The organism is Modestobacter lapidis (assembly GCF_054780755.1).
The window spans coordinates 285,224-305,699 of record NZ_BAAGVS010000004.1; the positions used below are offsets into that span (position 1 = coordinate 285,224).

General features: G+C 76.3%; 17 protein-coding genes and 1 pseudogene. 11 read left to right on the forward strand and 7 right to left on the reverse strand.

Going from position 1 to position 20,476, the window contains the following annotated elements; all coding sequences use genetic code 11:
* Nucleotides 1-266: 266 nt before the first annotated feature.
* Genes ACYVG5_RS08330 through ACYVG5_RS08340 form a run of 3 tightly spaced genes read left to right on the forward strand, consistent with a single transcriptional unit; the run spans nucleotide 267 to nucleotide 4,923 of the window.
* Complete coding sequence (locus tag ACYVG5_RS08330; RefSeq protein WP_222044815.1) at nucleotides 267-596, forward strand: DUF6504 family protein; 330 nt, start codon at nucleotides 267-269, stop codon at nucleotides 594-596.
* Nucleotides 596-1,165 carry an SAV_6107 family HEPN domain-containing protein gene (locus ACYVG5_RS08335; protein WP_222044817.1) on the forward strand — a complete coding sequence of 190 codons (570 nt, stop codon included), beginning with the start codon at nucleotides 596-598 and terminating at the stop codon, nucleotides 1,163-1,165. The genes ACYVG5_RS08330 and ACYVG5_RS08335 overlap by 1 nt, the downstream gene beginning before the upstream one ends.
* Nucleotides 1,162-4,923 carry a DNA polymerase III subunit alpha gene (locus ACYVG5_RS08340; protein WP_222044819.1) on the forward strand — a complete coding sequence of 1,254 codons (3,762 nt, stop codon included), beginning with the start codon at nucleotides 1,162-1,164 and terminating at the stop codon, nucleotides 4,921-4,923. Before ACYVG5_RS08335 ends, ACYVG5_RS08340 begins: the two co-directional genes overlap by 4 nt.
* Before the next feature lie 73 nt (nucleotides 4,924-4,996).
* Here the strand turns inward: ACYVG5_RS08340 and ACYVG5_RS08345 are convergent, their stop codons facing one another.
* Nucleotides 4,997-5,203 (reverse strand): hypothetical protein, encoded by a 207-nt coding sequence (locus ACYVG5_RS08345; RefSeq protein ID WP_222044821.1) that lies wholly within the window; start codon nucleotides 5,201-5,203, stop codon nucleotides 4,997-4,999.
* A gap of 177 nt (nucleotides 5,204-5,380) precedes the next feature.
* Between ACYVG5_RS08345 and ACYVG5_RS08350 the strand changes: the two genes are divergently transcribed.
* Both ACYVG5_RS08350 and ACYVG5_RS08355 read left to right on the forward strand, forming a co-directional pair.
* Nucleotides 5,381-6,145, forward strand: coding sequence for a methyltransferase domain-containing protein (locus tag ACYVG5_RS08350; protein WP_222044822.1), 765 nt, complete (start codon nucleotides 5,381-5,383; stop codon nucleotides 6,143-6,145).
* The gene (locus ACYVG5_RS08355; protein ID WP_222044824.1) at nucleotides 6,142-7,326 is read left to right on the forward strand and encodes an alkaline phosphatase family protein; all 1,185 of its coding nucleotides are present in this window, start codon (nucleotides 6,142-6,144) and stop codon (nucleotides 7,324-7,326) included. The genes ACYVG5_RS08350 and ACYVG5_RS08355 overlap by 4 nt, the downstream gene beginning before the upstream one ends.
* A 17-nt stretch (nucleotides 7,327-7,343) precedes the next feature.
* On the opposite strand, the gene ACYVG5_RS08360 is transcribed toward ACYVG5_RS08355, so the two are convergent.
* The 3 genes from ACYVG5_RS08360 to ACYVG5_RS08370 form a co-directional block, all read right to left on the reverse strand.
* Entirely contained in the window at nucleotides 7,344-8,303 is a 960-nt protein-coding gene (locus ACYVG5_RS08360; RefSeq protein WP_222044826.1) for a sucrase ferredoxin, read from the reverse strand.
* Nucleotides 8,304-8,316: 13 nt separating this feature from the next.
* Nucleotides 8,317-9,300, reverse strand: coding sequence for a cupin domain-containing protein (locus ACYVG5_RS08365; RefSeq protein WP_460683092.1), 984 nt, complete (start codon nucleotides 9,298-9,300; stop codon nucleotides 8,317-8,319).
* Nucleotides 9,301-9,599: 299 nt separating this feature from the next.
* Nucleotides 9,600-9,851, reverse strand: a complete 252-nt coding sequence (locus ACYVG5_RS08370; RefSeq protein ID WP_222044828.1) for a BatC protein — start codon at nucleotides 9,849-9,851, stop codon at nucleotides 9,600-9,602.
* A 225-nt stretch (nucleotides 9,852-10,076) separates the two neighbouring features.
* On the opposite strand from ACYVG5_RS08370, the gene ACYVG5_RS08375 reads away from it, so the two are divergent.
* From ACYVG5_RS08375 to ACYVG5_RS08385, 3 genes are all read left to right on the forward strand, one after another.
* Entirely contained in the window at nucleotides 10,077-10,772 is a 696-nt protein-coding gene (locus ACYVG5_RS08375) for a permease (RefSeq protein WP_222044830.1), read from the forward strand.
* Between the two features lie 106 nt (nucleotides 10,773-10,878).
* Nucleotides 10,879-12,129: a DNA polymerase IV gene (gene dinB / locus ACYVG5_RS08380; protein ID WP_460683093.1), complete on the forward strand. Its 1,251-nt coding sequence runs from the start codon at nucleotides 10,879-10,881 to the stop codon at nucleotides 12,127-12,129.
* A gap of 131 nt (nucleotides 12,130-12,260) precedes the next feature.
* Nucleotides 12,261-12,671: a DUF3040 domain-containing protein gene (locus tag ACYVG5_RS08385; RefSeq protein WP_222044832.1), complete on the forward strand. Its 411-nt coding sequence runs from the start codon at nucleotides 12,261-12,263 to the stop codon at nucleotides 12,669-12,671.
* A 212-nt stretch (nucleotides 12,672-12,883) separates the two neighbouring features.
* Here ACYVG5_RS08385 and ACYVG5_RS08390 read toward each other — a convergent pair whose 3' ends face one another.
* The 3 genes from ACYVG5_RS08390 to ACYVG5_RS08400 are packed head-to-tail and all read right to left on the reverse strand — an operon-like array spanning nucleotide 12,884 to nucleotide 17,658.
* Nucleotides 12,884-15,244, reverse strand: coding sequence for a transglutaminase TgpA family protein (locus ACYVG5_RS08390; protein WP_222044834.1), 2,361 nt, complete (start codon nucleotides 15,242-15,244; stop codon nucleotides 12,884-12,886).
* The gene (locus tag ACYVG5_RS08395; protein WP_222044836.1) at nucleotides 15,241-16,608 is read right to left on the reverse strand and encodes a DUF58 domain-containing protein; all 1,368 of its coding nucleotides are present in this window, start codon (nucleotides 16,606-16,608) and stop codon (nucleotides 15,241-15,243) included. Before ACYVG5_RS08395 ends, ACYVG5_RS08390 begins: the two co-directional genes overlap by 4 nt.
* 27 nt (nucleotides 16,609-16,635) lie before the next feature.
* Nucleotides 16,636-17,658 (reverse strand): AAA family ATPase, encoded by a 1,023-nt coding sequence (locus ACYVG5_RS08400; protein ID WP_460683094.1) that lies wholly within the window; start codon nucleotides 17,656-17,658, stop codon nucleotides 16,636-16,638.
* Nucleotides 17,659-18,019: 361 nt separating this feature from the next.
* Here ACYVG5_RS08400 and mraZ point away from each other — a divergent pair, with 361 nt between their 5' ends.
* The 3 genes and pseudogenes from mraZ to ACYVG5_RS08415 all read left to right on the forward strand — a co-directional run.
* The gene (gene mraZ, locus ACYVG5_RS08405) at nucleotides 18,020-18,454 is read left to right on the forward strand and encodes a division/cell wall cluster transcriptional repressor MraZ (protein WP_222044840.1); all 435 of its coding nucleotides are present in this window, start codon (nucleotides 18,020-18,022) and stop codon (nucleotides 18,452-18,454) included.
* A gap of 414 nt (nucleotides 18,455-18,868) precedes the next feature.
* Complete coding sequence (gene rsmH, locus ACYVG5_RS08410) at nucleotides 18,869-19,843, forward strand: 16S rRNA (cytosine(1402)-N(4))-methyltransferase RsmH (RefSeq protein ID WP_222044842.1); 975 nt, start codon at nucleotides 18,869-18,871, stop codon at nucleotides 19,841-19,843.
* Nucleotides 19,840-20,476, forward strand: a pseudogene (locus ACYVG5_RS08415) (hypothetical protein); the annotation flags it as partial. The gene rsmH and the pseudogene ACYVG5_RS08415, both read left to right, overlap by 4 nt.

Genomic DNA, 20,476 nt, shown 5'->3' on the forward strand with positions numbered 1-20,476 from the left:
AGCGGGGAAGTCAGTTGATCCTTCCCCCGGACGTCCGGGCAAGCCGTTATCGCGCTGCGGCGCGGTCGGTGCAGTGGCTGTACCGGCATGTCCGGAACACGCCGCGTTGCGCTTGACGCCCTCGACGGGGTCGGGTCTACTCATCGGTGTTCGAACATCTGTTCGAACACCGATGGACCGTCCATCGGCCCGGGCCGCCCGCGTGGCGCTTCCCCCTGCCGGGTCGGACGGGACGCCGGTGGGGGGCGAGAGTTGCGGAGTCTGTCATGAGCCGGGTGCTCGTCGGAGCTGGTGGACACGTCGGTGAAGAGGTCCAGGTGGAGCAGGGGGAACAGGGGCCGGCCCGGTTCTGGCGCGGGCAGGGCCGCTACGTCGTCGGGGAGGTGCTCGACTCCTGGGTGGAGACCGCCCCCTGGTGGCAGCCCGACCCGGCTGTCGGGCGGGGTGGGGCATCGGCGGAGCTGGTGGCCACCCGCCAGGTGTGGCGGGTGGAGGCGGTCCGGGCCGGCCGGTCCCGGACGAGCTTCGCCGGGGTGTTCGACCTCTCGTGGGAGCCCACGGCCAACCAGTGGCTGCTCGTGCGGGTGCACGACTGATGGCCGCCCTGCACGCCACCGCCCACCGTCCCGCGGCGATCCGCGCGGCCGGCCCCGAGCAGCTGCCGCTGCTGCCGCCGTTGTCCACGGCGGCCGCCCAGCTGCTCGGTCAGGCCCACCGCGGCCTGGCCGAGGCCGCCTGCTGCCCCGATCCGGGGTGGCGCTACGCCACCGCCCACCTCGCGGCGCTGCGCGGCGCGGCCGCCGTGCTGGCCACCCGCACCCGCCCCGAGCAGGGCCGCCGCCGGCCGCGCAGCGCCTGGGTGCTCATCGCCCAGGTCGCCCCCGAGCTGGGTGAGTGGGCGACGTTCTTCGCCGCGGGGGCGGCCAAGCGGGCCGCGGCCGAGGCCGGGCTCTCCTCCGCGGTCACCGAGCGGGAGGCCGACGACCTGGTGCGCGACGCCGGCACCTTCCTGGCGGTGGTCGAGGCCACGATCAGCCGGCCGGTGGCCGAGCCGCCGGCCGGGGCGCCGGCCGGGCGGCCGCGCGCCAGCGGCCGGTCGGGCAGCGCCGGCCAGCGCCCGGGGCAGCGCGCCGGTCAGCGCCCGCCCGGGACCAGCCGGGCATGACCGATCCCTTCGTCCACCTCCATGTCGCCTCCGGCTACTCGATGCGCTACGGCGCCAACCACCCCGCCGACCTGGTCGCCCGCGCGGCCGAGCACGGCATGGGGGCCCTGGCCCTCACCGACCGCGACGGCCTCTACGGCACGGTCAAGTTCGCGCTGGCCTGCCGGGCAGCGGGCATCCGGCCGCTGTTCGGCGTCGACCTCGCCGTCGACCCGGCCGCCGGCGGCGAGCCCGGGGACCAGGACCGGTCGGGATCGGGGCGGCCGGGCCGGATCTCCTCGGTCGAACTGCGCCGAGCCACCCATCCCTCCGGGCGCCGGTCCCCGGCCCGCGGCGGGGCCGGCGTCGATCCCCGGTTCCCCCGGGCCACCTTCCTGGCCCGCGACGGCGCCGGCTGGGCGTCGCTGTGCCGGCTGACCAGCGCCACCCACCTGGGCGGTACCCGGGGTGAGCCGGTCAGCTCGCTTCCCCGCACCGCGGAACACGCTCCCGGGCTGCTGGCGGTGCTGGGCCCGGAGTCCTCGGTCGGCCGGGCGCTGACCGCCGGGCGGACGGACCTGGCGCACGCCCGGCTGGCTGCCTGGCGCGAGGTGTTCGGCCCGGGTGGGCTGGTGCTCGAGGTCGTCCACCACCGGGGGCGGGGCGACCGGTCCCGGGCCCAGGCGATGCTGCGGCTCGCCGCCGAGTCCGGCGTCCCGGCGGTGCTGACCAACGCGGTGCGCTACGTCGACGCCCTCGACGCGCCCACCGCCGACGTCCTGGACGCCGCCCGCCGGCTGGTTCCGCTGGGGCAGCAGCACGTCGACCGGCGCACCGCGGAGGGGTACCTGAAGTCGGGCAAGGAGATGGCCGCGCTCGCCGAGGAGCTCACCGGCCCCGACCGCGACGCCGCGCTGGAGCTGCTGGCCACCACCGCCCGGGTCGCCGAGCAGTGCGCCGTCGATATCCGGGCCGACCTGGGCATCGGCACGGTCCGCTATCCAGAGCTGGACGTGGTCACCACCGGGGCGGAGCGGGGGATGGGCCCGGCGCAGGTGCTGCGGGCCCGTTGCGAGGCCGGGTTCGGCCGGCGCGGGATGACGCCCTCGGCCGCGGTCCGCGAACGGCTCGAGGACGAGCTGGCGGTCATCGAGCAGCTGGGCTACCCGTCCTACTTCCTCACCGTCGCGGACGTGGTCGGTCTGATCAAGGAACTGCGGGTGCGCGCGGCGGCCCGTGGTTCGGGGGCCGGCAGCCTGGTCACCTACCTGCTGGGCATCTCCGACGTCGACCCGATCCGCTACGGGCTGTTGATGGAGCGGTTCCTCTCCCCGCTGCGTCACCAGCTGCCCGACATCGACATCGACGTGGAGTCCGCCCGCCGGATGGAGGTCTACGACGCGGTGATCGCCCGGTTCGGTGCACACCGGGTCAGCTGCATCTCGATGATGGACACCTACCGGGTGCGGCACGCCATCCGCGACGTCGGTGCCGCGCTCGGCCTGCCCCCCGGGGAGATCGACACGGTGGCCAAGGCCTTTCCGCACATCCGGGCCGACCAGGTGCACGCCGCGCTGCGCGACCTGCCCGAGCTGCGGGCCAGTCGGCTGGGCTCGAAGCGATCCGGCGGCAGCGGTGATCTGGACCTGCTCTTCGACCTGGTCGCCCGGCTCGACGGGCTGCCCCGGCACATCGCCCTGCACCCGTGCGGGGTGCTGCTCTCCGATGCCACGCTGCTCGACCGCACCCCGGTGGAGAACAGCTACCTCGGCTACCCGATGAGCCAGTTCGACAAGGACGACGTCGAGGAACTCGGGTTGCTCAAGCTCGACCTGCTCGGCATCCGGATGCAGTCGGCGATCGCCCACGCGATGGACGAGGTGGCCCGGGTCGACGGCGAGCAGCTCGACATCGATGCCGTGCCGCGCGACGACCCGGCCACCTTCGAGCTGATCCGCAGCACCCGCACGCTGGGGATGTTCCAGATCGAGTCACCCGGTCAGCGCGAGCTGGTCGGCAAGTTCGGGCCGCAGACGTTCGAGGACCTCATCGTCGACATCTCGCTGTTCCGGCCCGGCCCGGTCAAGAGCGACATGGTCACCCCGTTCCTGATGGCCCGGAACGGCTGGCGGGAGCCGGTCTACCCGCACCCGGCGCTGCGGGAGGCGCTGGAGCAGACCGCCGGGGTGGTGGTCTTTCACGAGCAGGTGCTGATGATCGTGGCGGCGATGACCGGCTGTTCCCTGGCCGAGGCCGACGAGGTGCGCCGCGCGCTGGGGGAGAAGGACGCCCATCCCGAGGTCCGGGCCTGGTTCCTGCCCCGGGCGCTGGAGGAGGGCTTCCCGGTCGTGGTGGCCGAGCAGGTGTGGGAGGTGCTGGTCGCCTTCGGCTCGTTCGGCTTCTGCAAGGCCCACGCGGCGGCCTTCGCGCTGCCCACCTACCAGTCGGCATGGCTGAAGACCCACCACACGGCCGCGTTCCTGGCCGGTGTCCTCACCCATGACCCGGGGATGTACCCCAAGCGGCTGATCCTGGACGACGCCCGCAACTTCGGGGTGCGGGTCCTGGGGCTGGACGTCAACGCCTCGGCCGGCACGTACCGGGTGGAACGGGTGGGGGACGACGGGGACGGCGGCCGGCACCGGGACGGCGGTGGCGGTGCCCGCCGGCCGGCGTGGATGCCCGCGGCGATGCCCGACCCGGGCCGGTACGGCATCCGGCTGTCCCTGGCCGACGTCAAGGGCATCTCCGACGACGAGGTGGCCCGCATCCAGGCGGGCCGGCCCTACCGGTCGCTCGCCGACTTCTGGCAGCGGGCGGGAGTGTCCCGGCCGGTGGTGGAGCGGCTGGTCCTCGCCGGCGGCTTCGACTCCGTGTACGGGTTCGAGGTGCGCGACAGCGAGGGCGGCCGGCCCACCCGGCACCGGCAGCAGCTGACCCGGCGTGACCTGCTGCTGCAGATCGGCGAGCTGGACCGCCTGCGCCGCAGCGGCGCGCGGGCGAGCAGCGGTGGCCAGCTCGGGCTCGACCTGTTCGGGGCCGACCTGTTCGGCGCCGAGGGAGCCGGCGGGGACGGCACCGACGGCACCGACGGCAGCGGGCCGGCCGGGTTCGTCCCCAGCGGCCTGCCGGAGTTCACCGACGCCGAGCGGGTGCGCGCCGAGCTGGAGGTGCTGGGCCTGGACGCCAGCCAGCACGTCGTGGAGTTCTACCGGCCGTTTCTCGCCGCACTCGGGGCGGTGCCGGCGGGGGAGCTGCTCCAGTGCCGTAGCGGCGTGGAGGTGCTGGTGGCCGGGGTCAAGGTGGCCACCCAGACCCCGCCGATCCGGTCCGGCCGCCGGGTCGTCTTCGTGACCCTGGACGACGGTACCGGCTGCGCCGACTCGACCTTCTTCGAGGATGTGCAGGGTCCCTACGCCGCCACCGTCTTCCACTCCTGGCTGCTGGTGGTGCGCGGGGTGCTGCGCCGCACCGGGCCCCGCGGGGTCTCGATGCGGGCGACCGGGGCCTGGGAGCTGCCGGCGCTGCACGAGGCGTGGGAGGCCGGTGGGCCGGCCGCGGTGTCCGACCTGATGGCTGCGCCGGGCGCGTACACCGAGCAGGCGATCGCCGGGGCGGCCGCCTCGCACGGTCCCCGCCCGGTGGTGGTCCGGCCGGTGCTGGTGCACCCGACGGGCTTCCGGATGTCGCCCTACGCCGACATCCGGCCGGCGGGGGACGACGCCAAGGTCGCGCCGCGGAAACTGTGGCACTCCAGCCCGGGCAGTCCGGGGCACTGAAGAAGGACCAACCCGCCCCCCGCCACTCGCACGCTCGCGGCGGGCCCCTGCGGCGGGGCCTGGGAGTCCGTCCTCAGGCGGGTGCCCAGGCGAGCAGGAACGTCCACCGGTCGCCGTCCCGGCGGTGCACCTGGAAGTCCCGCCGGTCCCCGAACCGGGGCTCGGGCCGGGGGAGGTGTCGGGCGCGCACGGTGGCGTGGGCCATGGCCTCGTTGTCACAGGTCGCGGTGAAGGTGTCGGTCGGGGACCCCCGCCCGTCCAGCAGTCGGTAGCTCGGCATGGCGGGACGGTAGGAACTGTGACGGCGCGCACGGAAGGAGGCGCGCATGTCCGCAGCCCCACCCGTCCGTCCGGTCACTCGGTGCCCTCGCGCACCGGTCGCCGGGGCCCGCCCCACCCCGGCCGCCACCGCTGCGCGGAGCGGTGCACCCGGCACCGCGCCACTAGGCTCGGCCGGGTGCCGTCGACTGAGCCCGCCACCGGAGCGCAGCCCCCCGCCCGGACCGTCGCGATCTGGGCGGCGCTCTCCCCGGTGATCGAGGCCGGCGCTCCCCTCCGGGTGCTAGACGTGGGGGGCGGCAGCGGCATGTTCGCCGTGCCGCTGGCCCAGCTCGGGCACGACGTCACCGTCATCGACCCCAGCGCCGACGCGCTGGCCACGCTGCACCGGCGGGCCGACGCCGTCGGCGTGGGCATGCGGGTCCGTGGGCTGCAGGGCGACGGCGACCGGATGCACGCCGTCCTCGAGGGCGCGGCGGCAACCGGTGGCGCCGTTCCCGGTCGCCAGTTCGACCTGGTGCTCTGCCACTCGGTGCTCGAGGTGGTCGACGACCCGGTGAGCACGCTGCGCGAGATCGCCGGCGTGCTCCGCCCCGGCGGGCAGCTGTCCATCGCCACCGCCAACCGCGCCGGTGCGGTGCTGGCCCGCGCCGTCAGCGGCCACCCCAGGGAGGCCCGGGCGCTGCTGGCCGACCAGGACCCCGCCCCCGGCCGCGCCCGCCCGGCCCGCCGCCGGTTCGGCCCTCCCGAGCTGCTCGACCTCGTCACCGGGGCGGGGCTGCTGCCCGGCGAGTGGCGCGGGGTCTCCGTCGTCGCCGACCTGCTCGGAGCCTCCTCCGGCGCCGACCCGACCGCCATCCGCGACCTCGAGCTCGCGCTGGCCGGCAGCTCGCCCTACCGGGACGTCGCCACCGGCCTGCACGTGCTCGCCACCCGACCATGACGTTCCCGCCCGTCCTGCTCGCCGACGACCTGGTTCGACCGGCCTACGGCGCCGCCACCCTCGCCGACGTCCTGCCCGGCGTCACCGCCGCCCTGGGCGCCCCCGTGCACCGTGCCGGCCTCCCCGTCGACCCGCTGGGGCTCACCGACGTCCTGGCCGGCGCGCGCCGGGTGGCCGTGCTGCTGGTCGACGGCCTCGGGGCGGACCTGGTCCGGGCACATCCCGGGATCGCCCCGGCGCTCACCGCGCTCGCCAGCCCGGTCGGCGACCTCAGCGCGCCGTGCCCGAGCACCACCCCGGTCAGCCTGGCCACCTTCGGAACCGGCCTGCCCCCGGGCAGCCACGGCGTCCTCGGCTTCGTCACCGACGTGCCGGGCGAGGACCGGACGCTCAACCACGTCCAGTGGACCGACGACCCCGACCCGCTGCAGTGGCAGGCCCGCCCGACCGTCTTCGAGCAGGCCGCGGCCGCCGGAGTGGCCTGCGCGGTGGTCGGGCCGCACACCTTCGCCCGTTCCGGCCTCACCCGGGCCGCCTACCGGGGTGCCCGCTACGCCGCCGCCGTCAGCGCCGGCGATCTCGTCGCGGGCGTGCACGAGTCGCTCGCCGCGGGGTCGCGGTCGCTGGTCTACGGCTACCACGCCGACCTCGACCTCACCGGCCACGTCCGCGGCGTCGACTCGGCGAGCTGGCGGAACCAGCTGGGCGTGGTCGACCGGCTGGTCGAGCAACTGGTCGCCGGGCTCCCCGATGACGCGGCGCTGCTCGTCACCGCCGACCACGGCATGCTCGACGTTCCCGAGCACGCCCGGTTCGACCTCGACCAGGTGCCCGAGCTGGCCGGCGGCGTCCGGGTGGTCGCCGGTGAGCCCCGTGCCCGGTACGTGCACGCCGTCCCCGGGGCGGAGGCCGACGTGCTGGCCACCTGGCAGGCGGTGCTCGCCCACCGCGCCTGGGTGGTCGGCCGGGACGAGGCGATCGCCAGCGGCGTCTTCGGTCCGGTCGACTCCGCGGTGGCGGCCCGGATCGGGGACGTCGTCGCGCTGGCCCGGGGCAGCTGGGCGCTGACCGCCACCGAACGGGAGCCGTTCCCCTCCACCCTCGTCGCGTACCACGGGTCGCTCACCGCGACCGAGCTGGCGATCCCGCTGCTCGCCGCCCGGGGCACCGCGCTGGGCTGACTGCGCGGGCCCGGGCGTCAGGCCGGCGCGACGACGCGCAGGTCCAGCGGATGCCAGGTGCGCCAGTGGCCCGGCTGCAGCGCCCCGCAGGTGAGCCGGTGCGCCTCGGCGGACACCCGGCTCTCCACGGTCACCACGACGTCGCCCGCCGGCCCGGCCAGCGTGACCGACCACCGCTCGGCCCCGGGCGCGGGGGAGGGCAGCGACCGCACCGCGCGGGGCACCAGGTCGCCCACTCCCAGCAGGCCCAGCTCGGTGCGTGCATGCTGCTGGCCGGCCTGCGCCGGAGCGCCCAGCCCGGCGCGGCCCCGCAGCCACGGCAGGGCCACCCGCCCGGCGGTGTGTGCCCGGACCAGGTCCGCGCCGTCCCCGGGCACCTGCCCGTAGACGAACCCGTGCGGCAGCACGAGGACGTTGGCGGCGAACCGGTCGCCGCCCAGGTGGCTGGTCTCCCAGACGTCGGCCGGGTCGACCGGCAGCCCTTGGGCCAGCGGCCGCCCACGCACCGCGCAGCAGGTGTCGTGCGCGCCGTGCGTGCACACCAGGTAGGTGGGGGTGTCCGCCGGCTCGCCCACCGTGTCGTCCCAGGGGACGTGGAGCAGCTCGGCGTCGGTGGCCCGGGTCGCCCAGCGCACGGTCTCCCGGCCCGGGCGGACGTCGGCCAGGGCCCAGCGCAGGGCGGCGTCGGTAGCCCGGCGACCGGGGCGGCGGACCAGCTGGACGCGCACGCCGGCCTCCCGCGCCCGGGCGGCCAGCCGGGAGGCGACCCGGTGGTCGAACCGGGACTCCAGCAGGGCGTCCCGGCCCCACGGACCGGGCTGCTCGACGAGCAGCCACTGCTGGGCCGGTGGCGCGGTCGCGCTGGGGGAGTCGCCGCGCAGCAGGGCCTGCACCGAGCAGCGGTCGTGGTCCAGCCGGCCGGCCGGCCGGGCTCGGCGGGCCCCGCCCGGCCGGGCGGGGCCGGGGGCGGCGCTCACCGTGGCCCGCGGGTCATGTCCCCGCCCCGGGCACGACCGCCACCGACTCGGTCACCAGCCGGCGGGCCAGCGTGAGCTGCCCGTCGGCGTCGAGGCCGGGCAGGTCGGCGACCTTCAGCTCCCCGGCGCCCAGCAGCGCGGCGAGCGCCGGGCGGGTCTCGGCGGGCAGCTCCAGCGACCGCCGCCCGGCCTCCACGGTGACCCGGCCGCCGACGGGCTCGCGCAGCGCCAGCCGCAGCAGCGGGCGCAGTCGCAACACGGTGTCGCCGGTCAGCGCGCTGGCCGCGGCCGACTGGGCCAGCGGGGCCACCGGGGCCGGGCGCACCTGCCCCCAGCTGCGGGCGCGCAGCCGGTCGGACACCTCGGCCGGGTCGACCCGGTCCAGCCACCGGTGCAGGCCGGCCAGCACCGCGGCGACGTCGTCAGCGGTGGCAGCGGGGTCGGCGAGGTCGACACCCAGCGGCAGCGAACCGCGCAGCTCCGGGTCGTCGGCGGCCAGGGTGCGCACCAGGTCCAGCGCCGACTCGACCGCGCCCCACCGGGTCACCGGGTGCACCCCGACCGTCAGGTGCGCGCTGATCTCGCCCAGCGCGACCGCCGAGTGGATGTAGCCGCGGGGCAGGTAGAGCGCGTCGCCGGGACGCAGCACGGTGTCGATCACCGGATCGTGTTCCGCGGCGGCGGCGACCTGGGCGGCCCGGTCGGTCCACGGGTGGGTGCGCAGCGGGTCGTCGAGCACCGGCTCGTGGATGGTCCAGTGCTTCTCCCCGGCGACCTGCAGCACGAAGACGTCGTGCACGTCGTAGTGCGGCGAGAAGCCCCGCGCGGACGGCGGGGTGACGTAGGCGTTGACCTGGGTGGGGTGCCCGAGGTCGGCGGCCAGCTGGCCGGCGAACCCGATCAGCGGCGGCCACAGCCGGTGCAGCCCCTGCAGGACGACGGTGCTGCCGTCGGCGAACAGCCGCAGCACCGCGTCGGAGGAGACCTGGTCGGCCACCTCGGCGCCGGCGCCCTGGGGGCTGGTGAAGCGCTTGGGGTCGACGACGGCGCCGTCCTTGGCGATCCGCAGGAAGGGCGTGCGCAGCCCACGGACGCTGAGCAGCTCGTCGACGTCGGCGAGGGTCAGCAGGTCGGTGAACGTGCCACCCAGCTCCGCAGCGCTGGAGAGCAGGGGCCGGCGCGACCAGTGCTCCGCGGCGAAGACCTGCGGGTCGACGCGGATACAGCGACGCAGGGCCGGGCGGGCGTCGCCCTCGGAGGAGGACGACGCCCGGTCCTGCGTGGTCGTGCTGGTGGTCAGGCCGAACCGTCCGCGCCACCGTCGGCGCCGCCATCGGCACCACCGTCGGCACCACCGTCGGCACCGCCGTCGGCACCGCCGTCCGCGCCGCCGTCCGCGCCGCCATCGGCACCGCTGTTGGCACCGCTGTCGGCACCACCATCGGCACCGCCGTCCGCGCCGCCGTCGTGCTGACCGGGCGTGCTCTCGGCGGCACCGGAATCGGCCGGGCCTTCCGTGCTGGTCATGTCGTCGTCGTCGAGCGCCATGGCTCCTCCGATCGTCGTCCTCGCGGCCGCCGGCCGGCGACCACCTGGCCCAGTTCTACCGCGATGATCGACTTCCCGCACATAGGGCGGGAGGCCGGCCTTTCCGGAGCCCGGCTGCGGCTCTATGACGATCCGGTCACGGTCCAGGCCGTGTCGTGGAGGGCTGGGCCCGGCCGGGCACCTCATGACCTGTCAGACACGACGACGCACGAGAAGGGACAGGTCATGACCGAGAGTCGTACGCACACTGACGTCAGCTCCCAGGGCAACGTGGTACCGAAGGGGACCGAGGAGTTGGCAGCCGGCGCGACCCGCGACGTGCGGGCCGAGCCGATGGTCCGCGAGGTCGAACGGCACGACGGCCCGACGCAGCTCTCGATCGCCCCGCCCCGGCGGGACCGGGTCCGCTGGGGGCCGGTGTGGGCGGGCCTGATCGTCGCGGTCCCCACCTTCCTGCTCCTGGAACTGGCCACCTTCGCCCTCGGCTGGTGGGACGTCGGCGGGGGAGGCTCGAACGACGCCAACTGGATCAGCGGCCTCATCGGGCTGTTCGCGTTCTTCCTCGGTGGGCTCACCGCGGGCGCCTCGGCGTTGTGGCGTGGCGTCAGTGACGGGCTGCTGCACGGCATCCTGGTCTGGGCGCTGGGCGTGGTGACGATCGTCTTTTTGACCCTGTTCGGTGGTGGCGCGCTCTTCGGCTCGCTGGCCAACGTGATCAGCCAGGCCGGTTCGCTCCAGCAGGCCAACCTCCCGGATGTCCAGGCGGCCAGTGCGCTGGAGACCGTCCGCTCGGGTGCCAGCTGGGCCGTCCTCGGCCTGGGCCTGTCGATCGCGGCCTCGGCGCTCGGCGGCGTGCTCGGCGCCAAGATGTGGCCGAGCAAGAAGGACACCGAGGAGCACCGGGCCGCCGCCGCCCGCTGACCCCTCCGGGACACGCGCCGTTGCGCTCCGGTCCGGCGTCCCGACCGGCTATCGTCCCCATGAATCGAACAGGCGTTCGATCCATGAGGACGTCGGGAGGGGTGTGGTGACCAGGGACCGGGCGGCCGGCTGCACGTTGCTGCACGTCGACATGGACGCCTTCTTCGCCAGCGTCGAAGTGCGCCGGCACCCGGAGCTGGCGGGCACGCCGGTGATCGTCGGCGGGACGGGCAACCGCGGCGTGGTCACCTCGGCCACCTACGAGGCGCGTCGCTACGGGGTGCACAGTGCGATGCCCACGGCCCGTGCGCTGCGGCTCTGCCCGACCGCGACCGTGCTCCCCGGCGACCTGGCCCTCTACTCCGAGGTCTCCCGGTCGGTGATGGCGCTGTTCCGGTCGATCACCCCGCTGGTCGAGCCGCTGTCGCTGGACGAGGCGTTCCTCGACGTGGCCGGCACCGGCCGGCGGTTGGGGGACGCGGTCTCGATCGCCGAGTACATCCGGGGCCGGGTCTTCGACGAGCAGGGCATCACCTGCTCGGTGGGGGTGGCCGGCACCAAGTTCGTCGCCAAGCTCGCCTCCACCCGGTCCAAGCCCGACGGTCTGCTGGTCGTCCGGCCGGCGGAGGTCATGGACTTCCTGCACCCGCTGCCGGTGGGCGCGCTGTGGGGCGTCGGCGCCAAGACCGAGGAGGTGCTGCTCCGGCTGGGCCTGCGCACCGTCGGCGACCTCGCGCACGTGCCGGCGCGCACCCTGCAGCGGGCGGTCGGGCAGGCGGCCGGTGCGCACCTGCACGAGCTGGCCTGGGGTCGTGACCCGCGCCGGGTGGTGCCCGACGAGCCCGACCGGTCGACCGGCGCCGAGGAGACCTTCGGCACCGACGTCGACGACCCTGCGGTCATCCACCGGGAGCTGCTGCACCTGGCCGAGCGGACGGCGGGTCGGCTGCGCTCCACCGGTTCCCTGACCCGGACGGTGAGCATCAAGGTGCGGTTCGCCGACTTCACCACGATCACCCGGTCCCGCACCCTGAAGGTGCCCACCGACGTCGGCCAGGAGCTCTACGACACCGCCCGCGCGCTGTTCGACGCCCTCGGGCTGGACCGCGCCCGCATCCGGCTGGTCGGCGTCCGGGCGGAGGGGCTGGTCGAGGCCGACGGCACGGCGCGGCAGCTCGAGCTCGGGGCGCGCGAGCACGGTCGCCGGGACGCCGAGCTCGCCGCCGACCGGGCGGCCCGGCGGTTCGGGGCCGGCGCGGTCCGCCCGGCCACCCTGCTGAGCCGCACCCGGGCTCCCGGAACGGGTCGCGGAGCCCCCGCCGACCGGCCCGGAAGGCCCCGGCGGCCCCCGGAATGAGGTGACGGAACGCTCACAGGGGCGTGTCGGCGCGCACTCGCCTTTCGCACCCCGCCAACGGCTCGTATCCTCGGAGTCCCCACGGGCGGACAGCCGCCGGTGGCCCCTGCACTGTGCACCTGGAGGTCGACGTGCCGCTCTCAGAGCACGAGCAGCGTCTGCTGGAGCAGATCGAGCGCGCCCTCGTCGACGACGATCCCAAGTTCGCCTCGACCGTACGCACCGGCGACCGCCGGCAGAAGGCCCGCCGGGCGATGCAACTGGGCGCCCTGCTCATCGTCGTGGGCCTGGCCGGACTGATCGGCGGGGTGGCGGTCCCGAACGTCCCGCTGGGCGTCGTCGGGTTCCTGCTGATGTTCGGCGGGCTCACCCTCGGGGTCCTCAACTACAAGAGCGCCACCGGCGCCGTCGAGGTCGTCTCCGGCCCCGGAGCGCCGAACCGCACCGCCGGCCGGCCCAGCCGCCCCGGTGGCGGCAAGGTCCGCCGCCAGCCGCTCAAGGACCGGCTCGAGGAGCGTTTCCGCCGCCGCTACGACCAGTAGCCGCGGGCCCGGCAGCCGCGCAGCGGTCTCCGACGGCAGCCGTCGTCCCCCCGGGGGCGGCGGCTGCCGTCGTTCGCCCCCTCTCCGGGAGAAGGAAGGGCTGGACGGCCCCCTCGCAGGGGCCCATCGCGAGGGGAAGGACCCGCTCCTCCCCAACCCTCGCAAGCTCGGGCCGGGCCCCTGGAGTGGGCCGGGGGCGAGGGGGTCCTTCCTCAGGCCGAGCGTGGCCGGCCCGGCAGGCGGGCGACCACCCACTGCGCCGCCGCACCCACCGTGGACGCCGGCCACAGCGCCGCCGCGATCCGCTGCCGCCGGGACACGGTCCCCAGCAGGCCGCGCCGGACGATGCCGAGCGCCTCCCGCGGCGGTGGCGTCGGCGTGGCGCCGGGCGGGCCGTACACCGAACGCTCCTCGGCCAGGGCCAGCTCCCGGACCGCAGGAACAGCGGCAGGGTCAACGCCGGACACCAGCTCGGCCAGCTGCCGGGCCAGTGCCCTGGGCGTGCGCGTGCTGGGCACCGCGATGCCCAGGTCGGTGGTGGTGGCCAGCAGCTCGTCCCACAGCGCCCCCGGGCTGCCGTCGGCCAGCCGGACGGCACGCTGCCGCCGGCGGACGGCCCAGGGGGCGGCGGCCAGCAGCAGGACCAGCAGCGTCCCGCCGGCCCCCGTCGCCCAGCTGACCAGGTCGCCGGACCGGTTCTCCGGCAGGGCCAGCGGGGTGAACTGGTCGTCGCGGTCGAGCTCGGCCCCGGGCACGGTGGGCGGCGGTGCGGGCGCGCCGGGCGCCACCGGCGCACTGGCGGCGTCGACGGTGGCATCCGCGCGCGGCGCCCACTCCAGCGGCACCGCCCGGGTGACGCCGATCGGGGTCGGGTCGAACGGCACCCAGCCGAACCCGGCGAACCAGGCCTCGACCCAGGCGTGCGCGTCGTCGGAGGTGACGACCCGCGGACCGTCGCCGGTGCGCTCCCCGGGGGTGTAGCCCAGGACGACCCGGGCCGGCACGCCGGCGGCCCGGACCAGCACGCCCATCGCGCCGGCGTACTGCTCGCAGTACCCCCGCTTCAGCTGCAGGAAGTCCACGAGGTCGTCGCCGCTCGTGCCCGGCTCGGTGGAGAGGCTGTAGATGAACCCGTTGCCCCGGTCGGTGAGGTGGTCGTTGATGGCGCGCACCCGCTGGTAGGGCGACTGGCCGGGATCGGTGAGCTCGTCGACCAGCGCGGTCACGCTGGGGTCCAGCGGGGGCAGCTCGGTGTACCGGCGCAGGAACCGGTCGCCGGGGCGCAGCTCGCCGGCGGTGGCGAGGTCGTCGGCACCCGGCCCGGGCTGCACGGCGGTCACCGTCCAGGACCGGCCCTCCGTCGTGACGTCCCGCCCGAAGACCGTGTCGTTCTCCGGGTCGAACCGCCACGCGGCGTCCTCGTCGCCCTGCACGTCGATCGACTGGGGGGCGGAGAAGGTCGGGAGGAACTGGTCGTCGTGGCCGGTGGCGGTGATGGTCGCGGTCACCGGGCGCCCGGCCGCGCGGTCGGGGAGCGGGGCCAGCGGCTCCGCCACGGCGATGGACTGCTCGCCGTCGAGGTTGCTCAGCCGCCAGCCCTCGCCGTCGTACCTGTCCAGGGTCACCGCGCGCAGGTAACCGGGATCGTCCACCGAGGCGTCGACCTCCAGCAGGTCCATCGGTTCGGGGCGCAGCAGCTCGCCGCGCAGCTCGGCGACCGGGTCCAGCGAGCTGCCGGTACTGCTACCGCCACCGGTGCCGGAGCCCAGGCCGCCGGCCAGGGAGCCCTCGCCCAGCGTCGGCACGACGACCGGCAGCAGGACCCCGGCGACGAGCGCCAGCACGCCGGTGCGCAGGGCGGCCAGCGTGCCGGTGCCCAGCGGTGACCCCGAGCCCGCCCGTGCCCCGGTGGCCAGCCGGTCGCGCTGGTCGGCCCAGAGCAGGACGGCGAAGCCGGCAGCCGGGGCCAGGAAGGAGACGAGGGAGAGGTCGCCGGTGATGGTGCTGACCGGCACGCAGTACAGGACCAGCAGGCCCAGGCCGCCCAGCGCCGCCTGCCGGCCGGCCACCACCAGCAGGTCGACTGCCAGGGCGATCAACGCCACGAAGACCGTGGTGAGGGCCACCAGGCCGGTCAGGGGGAGCGCCGGGGTGGCCTGCTCCAGGATCTCCGCCCGCCCGTCGGCCAGCACCGCTCCCAGGTCGTCGAGGCTGCTCCAGGTGGGCAGGAACCCGGCGAAGGACCGTTCCGCGGCGAAGCCCGCGGTGAGCAGGCACAGCACGAGCAGCGCCTGGACGGCGGGGACGGTGATCCCCAGCGCCGCCCGCGCCGGCCGGTCGGCGCCGGCCAGCCGTGCCGCGGCTCCGCGCAGCACCGCGCCGCCGAGGCCGACGACCAGCACCGCCGCGGCCACCGGTGGCAGCCAGCCCCGGGAGGCGAACACCGGGTCCAGCGCCAGCGTGCCGAGCAGGACGGCGACGGTCGCGGCGACGGCGGTGCCGGGCCGGCGGGCGGAGGGGTGCGCCGGCGCCGCTTCCACCGGTGGCCGGCTCAGCGCCGTGGGGGCGCTCATGCGGGCACCCCCGGCGCGCCGGTCCACCCGGCGCCGACCGGCGCGCCGAGCTGGGCCCACACCTGCTCCACCGACTGGTCCGGTCCGACCTGGACGGTCCGCCAGCCGGCCGCCTGCAGCAGTCGGTCGGCGTCGGCGTGCCGCCGGGCGAGCTCCGCGCGGGCGGTCGGGCTGACCGCCGTGCGGTCCCGCCGGGCACCGGCGTCCAGCCAGCCGGCCGGGTCCATCAGTACCGCGACGTCCGTGCCGGGCCCGGACCGGGCCCGGGCCAGTGCGGCGACGTCGTCCGGGCCGACCAGGCCGAGCAGGCAGATCACCGGGCCGTCCGAGGCGGCCCGGCGGAGCGCCTCGACGGCCAGGTCCAGCCCGGGGATCCGGGACGGCGACAGCTCGGCCAGCCGGTCGAGGAGCTCGCCGGTGCCCGCGCCGCCCCGGGCGCCCAGCCCGTCGAGGTCGCCGGTGCCGGTCACCACCCGCAGCCCCGAGCCGCGCTGCAGCAGGTGGCTGCCGATGCTGGCGACCGCCTCCACCACCCACTCGAAGGTGTCCGCCGGGGCGGCCGGATCACCGGCCGGCCCGGGTTCTCCCCGGCGCCCGGTACCGCCGGAGAGATGGGCGGCCGAGCGGGTGTCCAGCAGCAGGGTCGCCGCCGATCGCCACGGCCGCTCCTCCAGGCGCACCATCAGCTCGCCGGTCCGCGCGGTGGCCCGCCAGTGGACCATCCGCAGGTCGTCCCCGTGCCGGTACTCGCGGGTGCTGACGTCGTCCTCGCCGTGGACGGCGATCGACCGCCGGGCGCCGTCGCCGCCGCTGCCGGCCACCCCGCCGGAGCCGGTCAGCGGTCGGACCCGCGGAACGACGAGCAGCGCGGCGGTGTCGGTGCCCGCCGCAGTGCGCCGGACCAGCCCGAACGGATCGACCAGCCGCAGCCGCAGCGGGCCCAGCGGGAACCGGCCCCGCCGGTTCCCGCGCAGCCGGTAGCGCAGCGCGGCCGTGGCGCCGGCGGCCAGCCGCTCGACGACGAAGCGGGGTCGGCTGCCCAGCTCGGCGGGGAGCTGCTCGGTGAGCACCCACAGCCCTCCGCTCCGGCGGTCGGTGTTGGTCACCTCCACCAGGACCTCGGCGTCGGTGCCGCGCGGGACGCGGGCCGGGCTCACCGTGCGGCGCGAGGCCAGCCGGAAACGCTGGCGGGCCACCCCGACGGCCGACAGCACCGGCAGGGCGAGGACGAACAGCGCCACCTGCACCAGGGCGCGCTCGCCGAGCAGCGCCCCCAGCAGGACCAGCGCGAGCCCGGCGGCGACCAGGCAGCGCCCGCGCAGGGTCAGCGACGAGGCGGCGTCGGCCAGCCGGCTCCGGGCCACGGGATCTCTTCCTCCGGTGCGCGGCGGTCAGCGGCCGCGCGGAACCGGGACGGCGGTGAGCACGTCGGCGACCACCCGGTGGGCGTCCCGCCGGGCGAGGGCCGCCTCCGGGCTGAGCAGCAGCCGGTGCGCCAGCACCGGCCCGGCCATCGCCTGGACGTCGTCGGGGAGCACGTGGTCCCGGCCGGCCAGGGCCGCGGCGGCGCGGGCGGCCCTCAGCAGCTGCAACCCGGCCCGGGGGGAGGCGCCCAGCCGCAGGTCGGGGGAGTGCCGGGTGGCCTCGACCAGCGAGACGACGTAGCGGCGCAGCGGCTCGGCCACGTGCAGCCGGGCCACCGCGGCGACCAGGGCCCGCACCATCGCGGCATCGGCGACCGGGGTGAGCCCGGTCAGCGGATCGGTGGTGGCGCGCTCGTCGAGCATCGCCAGCTCGGCGTCCCGGTCGGGGTAGCCCATCGAGACCCGGGCGGTGAACCGGTCGCGCTGGGCCTCGGGGAGGGGATAGGTGCCCTCCATCTCCAGCGGGTTCTGGGTGGCCAGCACCATGAACGGGCGGGCCAGTTCGTAGGTGACGCCGTCCACCGTGACCTGCCGCTCCTCCATGCACTCGAGCAGCGCCGACTGGGTCTTGGGGGAGGCCCGGTTGATCTCGTCGGCCACGACCATGTTGGCGAACACCGCGCCGGGCTTGAACTCGAAGGCCCGGCTCTCCTGGTCGTAGACGGCGACGCCGGTGACGTCGCTGGGGAGCAGGTCCGGGGTGAACTGGATCCGCCGGACCGAGCCGTCGATCGAGCGCGCCAGGGCCTTGGCCAGCGTGGTCTTGCCGACGCCGGGGACATCCTCGATGAGCAGGTGCCCCTCGGCGAGCAGCACGGCCAGGGCCAGCCGGACGACGTCGGGCTTGCCCTGCACCACCCGGCCGACGGCGGCGGCGATCCGGGCGCCCTCGGTGGCGACGTCGACCTGCGCGAGGTCCTCGGATCCGTCCGGCCGGTCGCGGTCCGCTGCTGCCGGCACCGACGCCAGCTCAGCGGTCCGCTCGCTCACGCGTCGCCCTCCGCACCGGCGCTCGGCGGCCGCGTGCCCGACGCTGCTGCGCTCCTCCGTGACCTCGCAAGCTCGCTCACCAGCCCCACGGTACGTGGCGCGGAGCCGCTGGTGGGGGCCTCGGCGACGGCACCGGAGCGCCCCGGGCGCCGCAGCGCGGCCGGCCGCCCCGTCCGTTCCGGGCGGGCCTCCCGCGGGGCCCCGGGGGAGGGGAGTGGGAGCGGGTGGAGCAGCGGGGGCGACACGGGTCGGAGTGGTGCCCAGTGGGGGCTGGTGGGTTAATGTGTCGCGCAATGGGGAGGCGGGGTCCGCACCTGCGGCCCTGCGAGACCACAGGAGGACTGATGCAGGGGGTGATCCGGTGTTCGTCGGCAGCTACGCCCTGCGCCTCGACGAGAAGGGCCGGCTCGCCCTCCCGGTCCGCTACCGCGAGCTCGTGGCCGACGGCATGGTGATCAAGAAAGGCCAGGAACGCTGCATCTACGGCCTCACCATGGCGCGCGTCGCCGAGCAGAGCGCCGCGCTCAAGGCCATGGCCCCGGCCGACACCAACGCCGCCCGGATGCACGCCCGGATGAGCTTCGGCTCGATGGTCGAGATCGAGGCGGACAAGACCGGTCGCATCACCATTCCGGCCGGCCTGCGCGAGTACGCGGGACTCGACCGCGACGTCACCGTCGTCGGCGTCGACACCCGCTTCGAGATCTGGGACGCCCCCAGCTGGGAGGCCTACGTCGCCGAGCAGGAGGCCGTCTTCGCGGCCATGGAGAGCGAGGGGATGCCGACCCTCTCCTGACCGCCCCCAGCACCTCCCGCCCGCACGACCCCTGCGCAGCACCGAGCCCCACCCGACCGAGCCGACTTCCCCGCGGCTCGACCGGATCCCGGGCACCGAGCCGGCTTCCCTCCAGCTCGGCGCCGCCAGCCCTTCCGCACCGAGCCGGCTTCCCTCCGGTTCGGCGCGCCGCACCACCGCAATGGCTCCACCCGCCCCTCCACCGCAATGGCTCCACCCGCCCCTCCACCCCGGCGAGGGCTCCTCCTGGTACCGCTTCCCCGGCGCCAGGCGGGCCCCGCAGGGGGCGGGCGCAGGTCCGGGCCCCACCGCGGCTCCATTCCGGCCCACCGGCTCCACTCCGCCCCACCGGCTCCACTCCGGCCCACCGTCCCCACCGCCCAGCACAGGCGGACCCCCCGAGAGGAGTCGACGATGAGCGCCGAGCCCGCCGGGCCCGCGGTGCACGTCCCCGTCCTCCTCGATCGGGTCACCGAGCTGCTGGCCCCCGCGCTGGACACCCCCGGTGCCGTCCTCGTCGACGCGACGCTGGGCCTGGCCGGTCACTCCCTCGCGCTGCTGGCCGCCCACCCCGGGCTGCGCCTGATCGGCCTGGACCGCGACCCCGACGCCCGCGCCGAGGCAGCCGCCCGGATCCGGGCCGCCGGCTGCACCGACCGGGTCACCCTGGTTCCCGCCGTCTTCGACGAGCTGCCCGACGTGCTCGACTCCCTCGGCATCGCCGAGGTCCGGGGCGTCCTGTTCGACCTCGGCGTCTCCTCCCTGCAGCTGGACCGGCCCTCCCGGGGTTTCAGCTACTCCACCGACGCCCCGCTGGACATGCGGATGGACCCGGGCGCGCCACGCACCGCCGCCGACGTGGTGAACACCTACTCCCGGGGTGAGCTCACCCGGGTGCTCAAGGTCTACGGCGAGGAGCGCTTCGCCGGCCGGATCGCCGCCGCCATCGAACGGGAGCGGGCCCGCGAGCCGTTCAGCGGCACGGCCCGCCTGGCCGAGCTCGTCCGGAACGCCATTCCGGCCGCCACGCGGCGCACCGGCGGCCACCCGGCCAAGCGGACCTTCCAGGCCCTGCGCATCGAGGTCAACGACGAGCTCGGTGTCCTGACCCGCGCCCTCCCTGCCGCGCTCGACGCGCTCGCCGTCGGCGGCCGGATCGTGGTGATCACCTTCCACTCGTTGGAGGACCGCATCGTGAAGCAGACGCTCGTCGCCGAGGCCACCGACCGCACCCCGCCGGAGATGCCCGTGCCGATGCCCCAGCACGCGCCCGTGTTCCGCCTGCTCACCCGCGGCGGCGAGGCGCCCGGCGACACCGAGACGGCCGTCAACCCGCGGGCCGCCTCGGCCCGGGTCCGCGCGGCCGAGCGCATCCGGCGGGCGGCATGACGCGGCCCGCCCGCGCGGCGACGGCCGGCCCGGCCCGCCCGCGCACCGGTAGCAGCGCCGTCCGTACCGGCAGCACCGCCGTCCGTACCGGCAGCACCGCCGTCCGTACCGGCAGCACCGCCGTCCGTACCGGGAGCACCGCCACCGGCCCGGTCCGCAGCGCGCCGTCGGCGCCCCGGCGCACCGGCCCGGTGCCCAGCCGGCCGCAGCTCCGCCTGGTGCCGCCGGCCACCACCCCGGTCCGTGTGCGGCGCACGATGTCCGCAGGACGCCGGGCACCGTTCGTCCTGCTCGTCGTGGCCATGCTGGTCGGCACCACGGTGTCGCTGCTGCTGCTCAACACCGCCATCGCCGTGGACTCTTTGGAGGCCAACCAGCGCCGGGCCGCCATCGCCGACCAGGCCCAGCAGGTCGACCAGCTCGAGCAGCAGGTCATCACCGGCAGCACCGCCGCCCAGCTCGCCCGGGCCGCGACGGACGCCGGGTTGGTGCCCTCCGGTGCCGCCGCCCACCTCGTGCTGGGCCCGGACGGCACCTCCGCGGTCCGCGGCACCGCCGTCCCGGCCGAGCCCCGCCCGGCCGGCGCTCCCGTCCCGCCCGCGCCCGCCGCGCCCGGACCGGCGGCGCCCGGCG

Coding starts and splice junctions, on each gene's coding strand:
- ACYVG5_RS08330 (WP_222044815.1), top strand. CDS start 267: ATGAGCCGGGTGCTCGTCGGAGCTGGTGGACACGTCGGTGAAGAGGTC.
- ACYVG5_RS08335 (WP_222044817.1), top strand. CDS start 596: ATGGCCGCCCTGCACGCCACCGCCCACCGTCCCGCGGCGATCCGCGCG.
- ACYVG5_RS08340 (WP_222044819.1), top strand. CDS start 1,162: ATGACCGATCCCTTCGTCCACCTCCATGTCGCCTCCGGCTACTCGATG.
- ACYVG5_RS08345 (WP_222044821.1), bottom strand. CDS start 5,203: ATGCCGAGCTACCGACTGCTGGACGGGCGGGGGTCCCCGACCGACACC.
- ACYVG5_RS08355 (WP_222044824.1), top strand. CDS start 6,142: ATGACGTTCCCGCCCGTCCTGCTCGCCGACGACCTGGTTCGACCGGCC.
- ACYVG5_RS08370 (WP_222044828.1), bottom strand. CDS start 9,851: ATGGCGCTCGACGACGACGACATGACCAGCACGGAAGGCCCGGCCGAT.
- ACYVG5_RS08375 (WP_222044830.1), top strand. CDS start 10,077: ATGACCGAGAGTCGTACGCACACTGACGTCAGCTCCCAGGGCAACGTG.
- ACYVG5_RS08390 (WP_222044834.1), bottom strand. CDS start 15,244: ATGAGCGCCCCCACGGCGCTGAGCCGGCCACCGGTGGAAGCGGCGCCG.
- rsmH (WP_222044842.1), top strand. CDS start 18,869: ATGAGCGCCGAGCCCGCCGGGCCCGCGGTGCACGTCCCCGTCCTCCTC.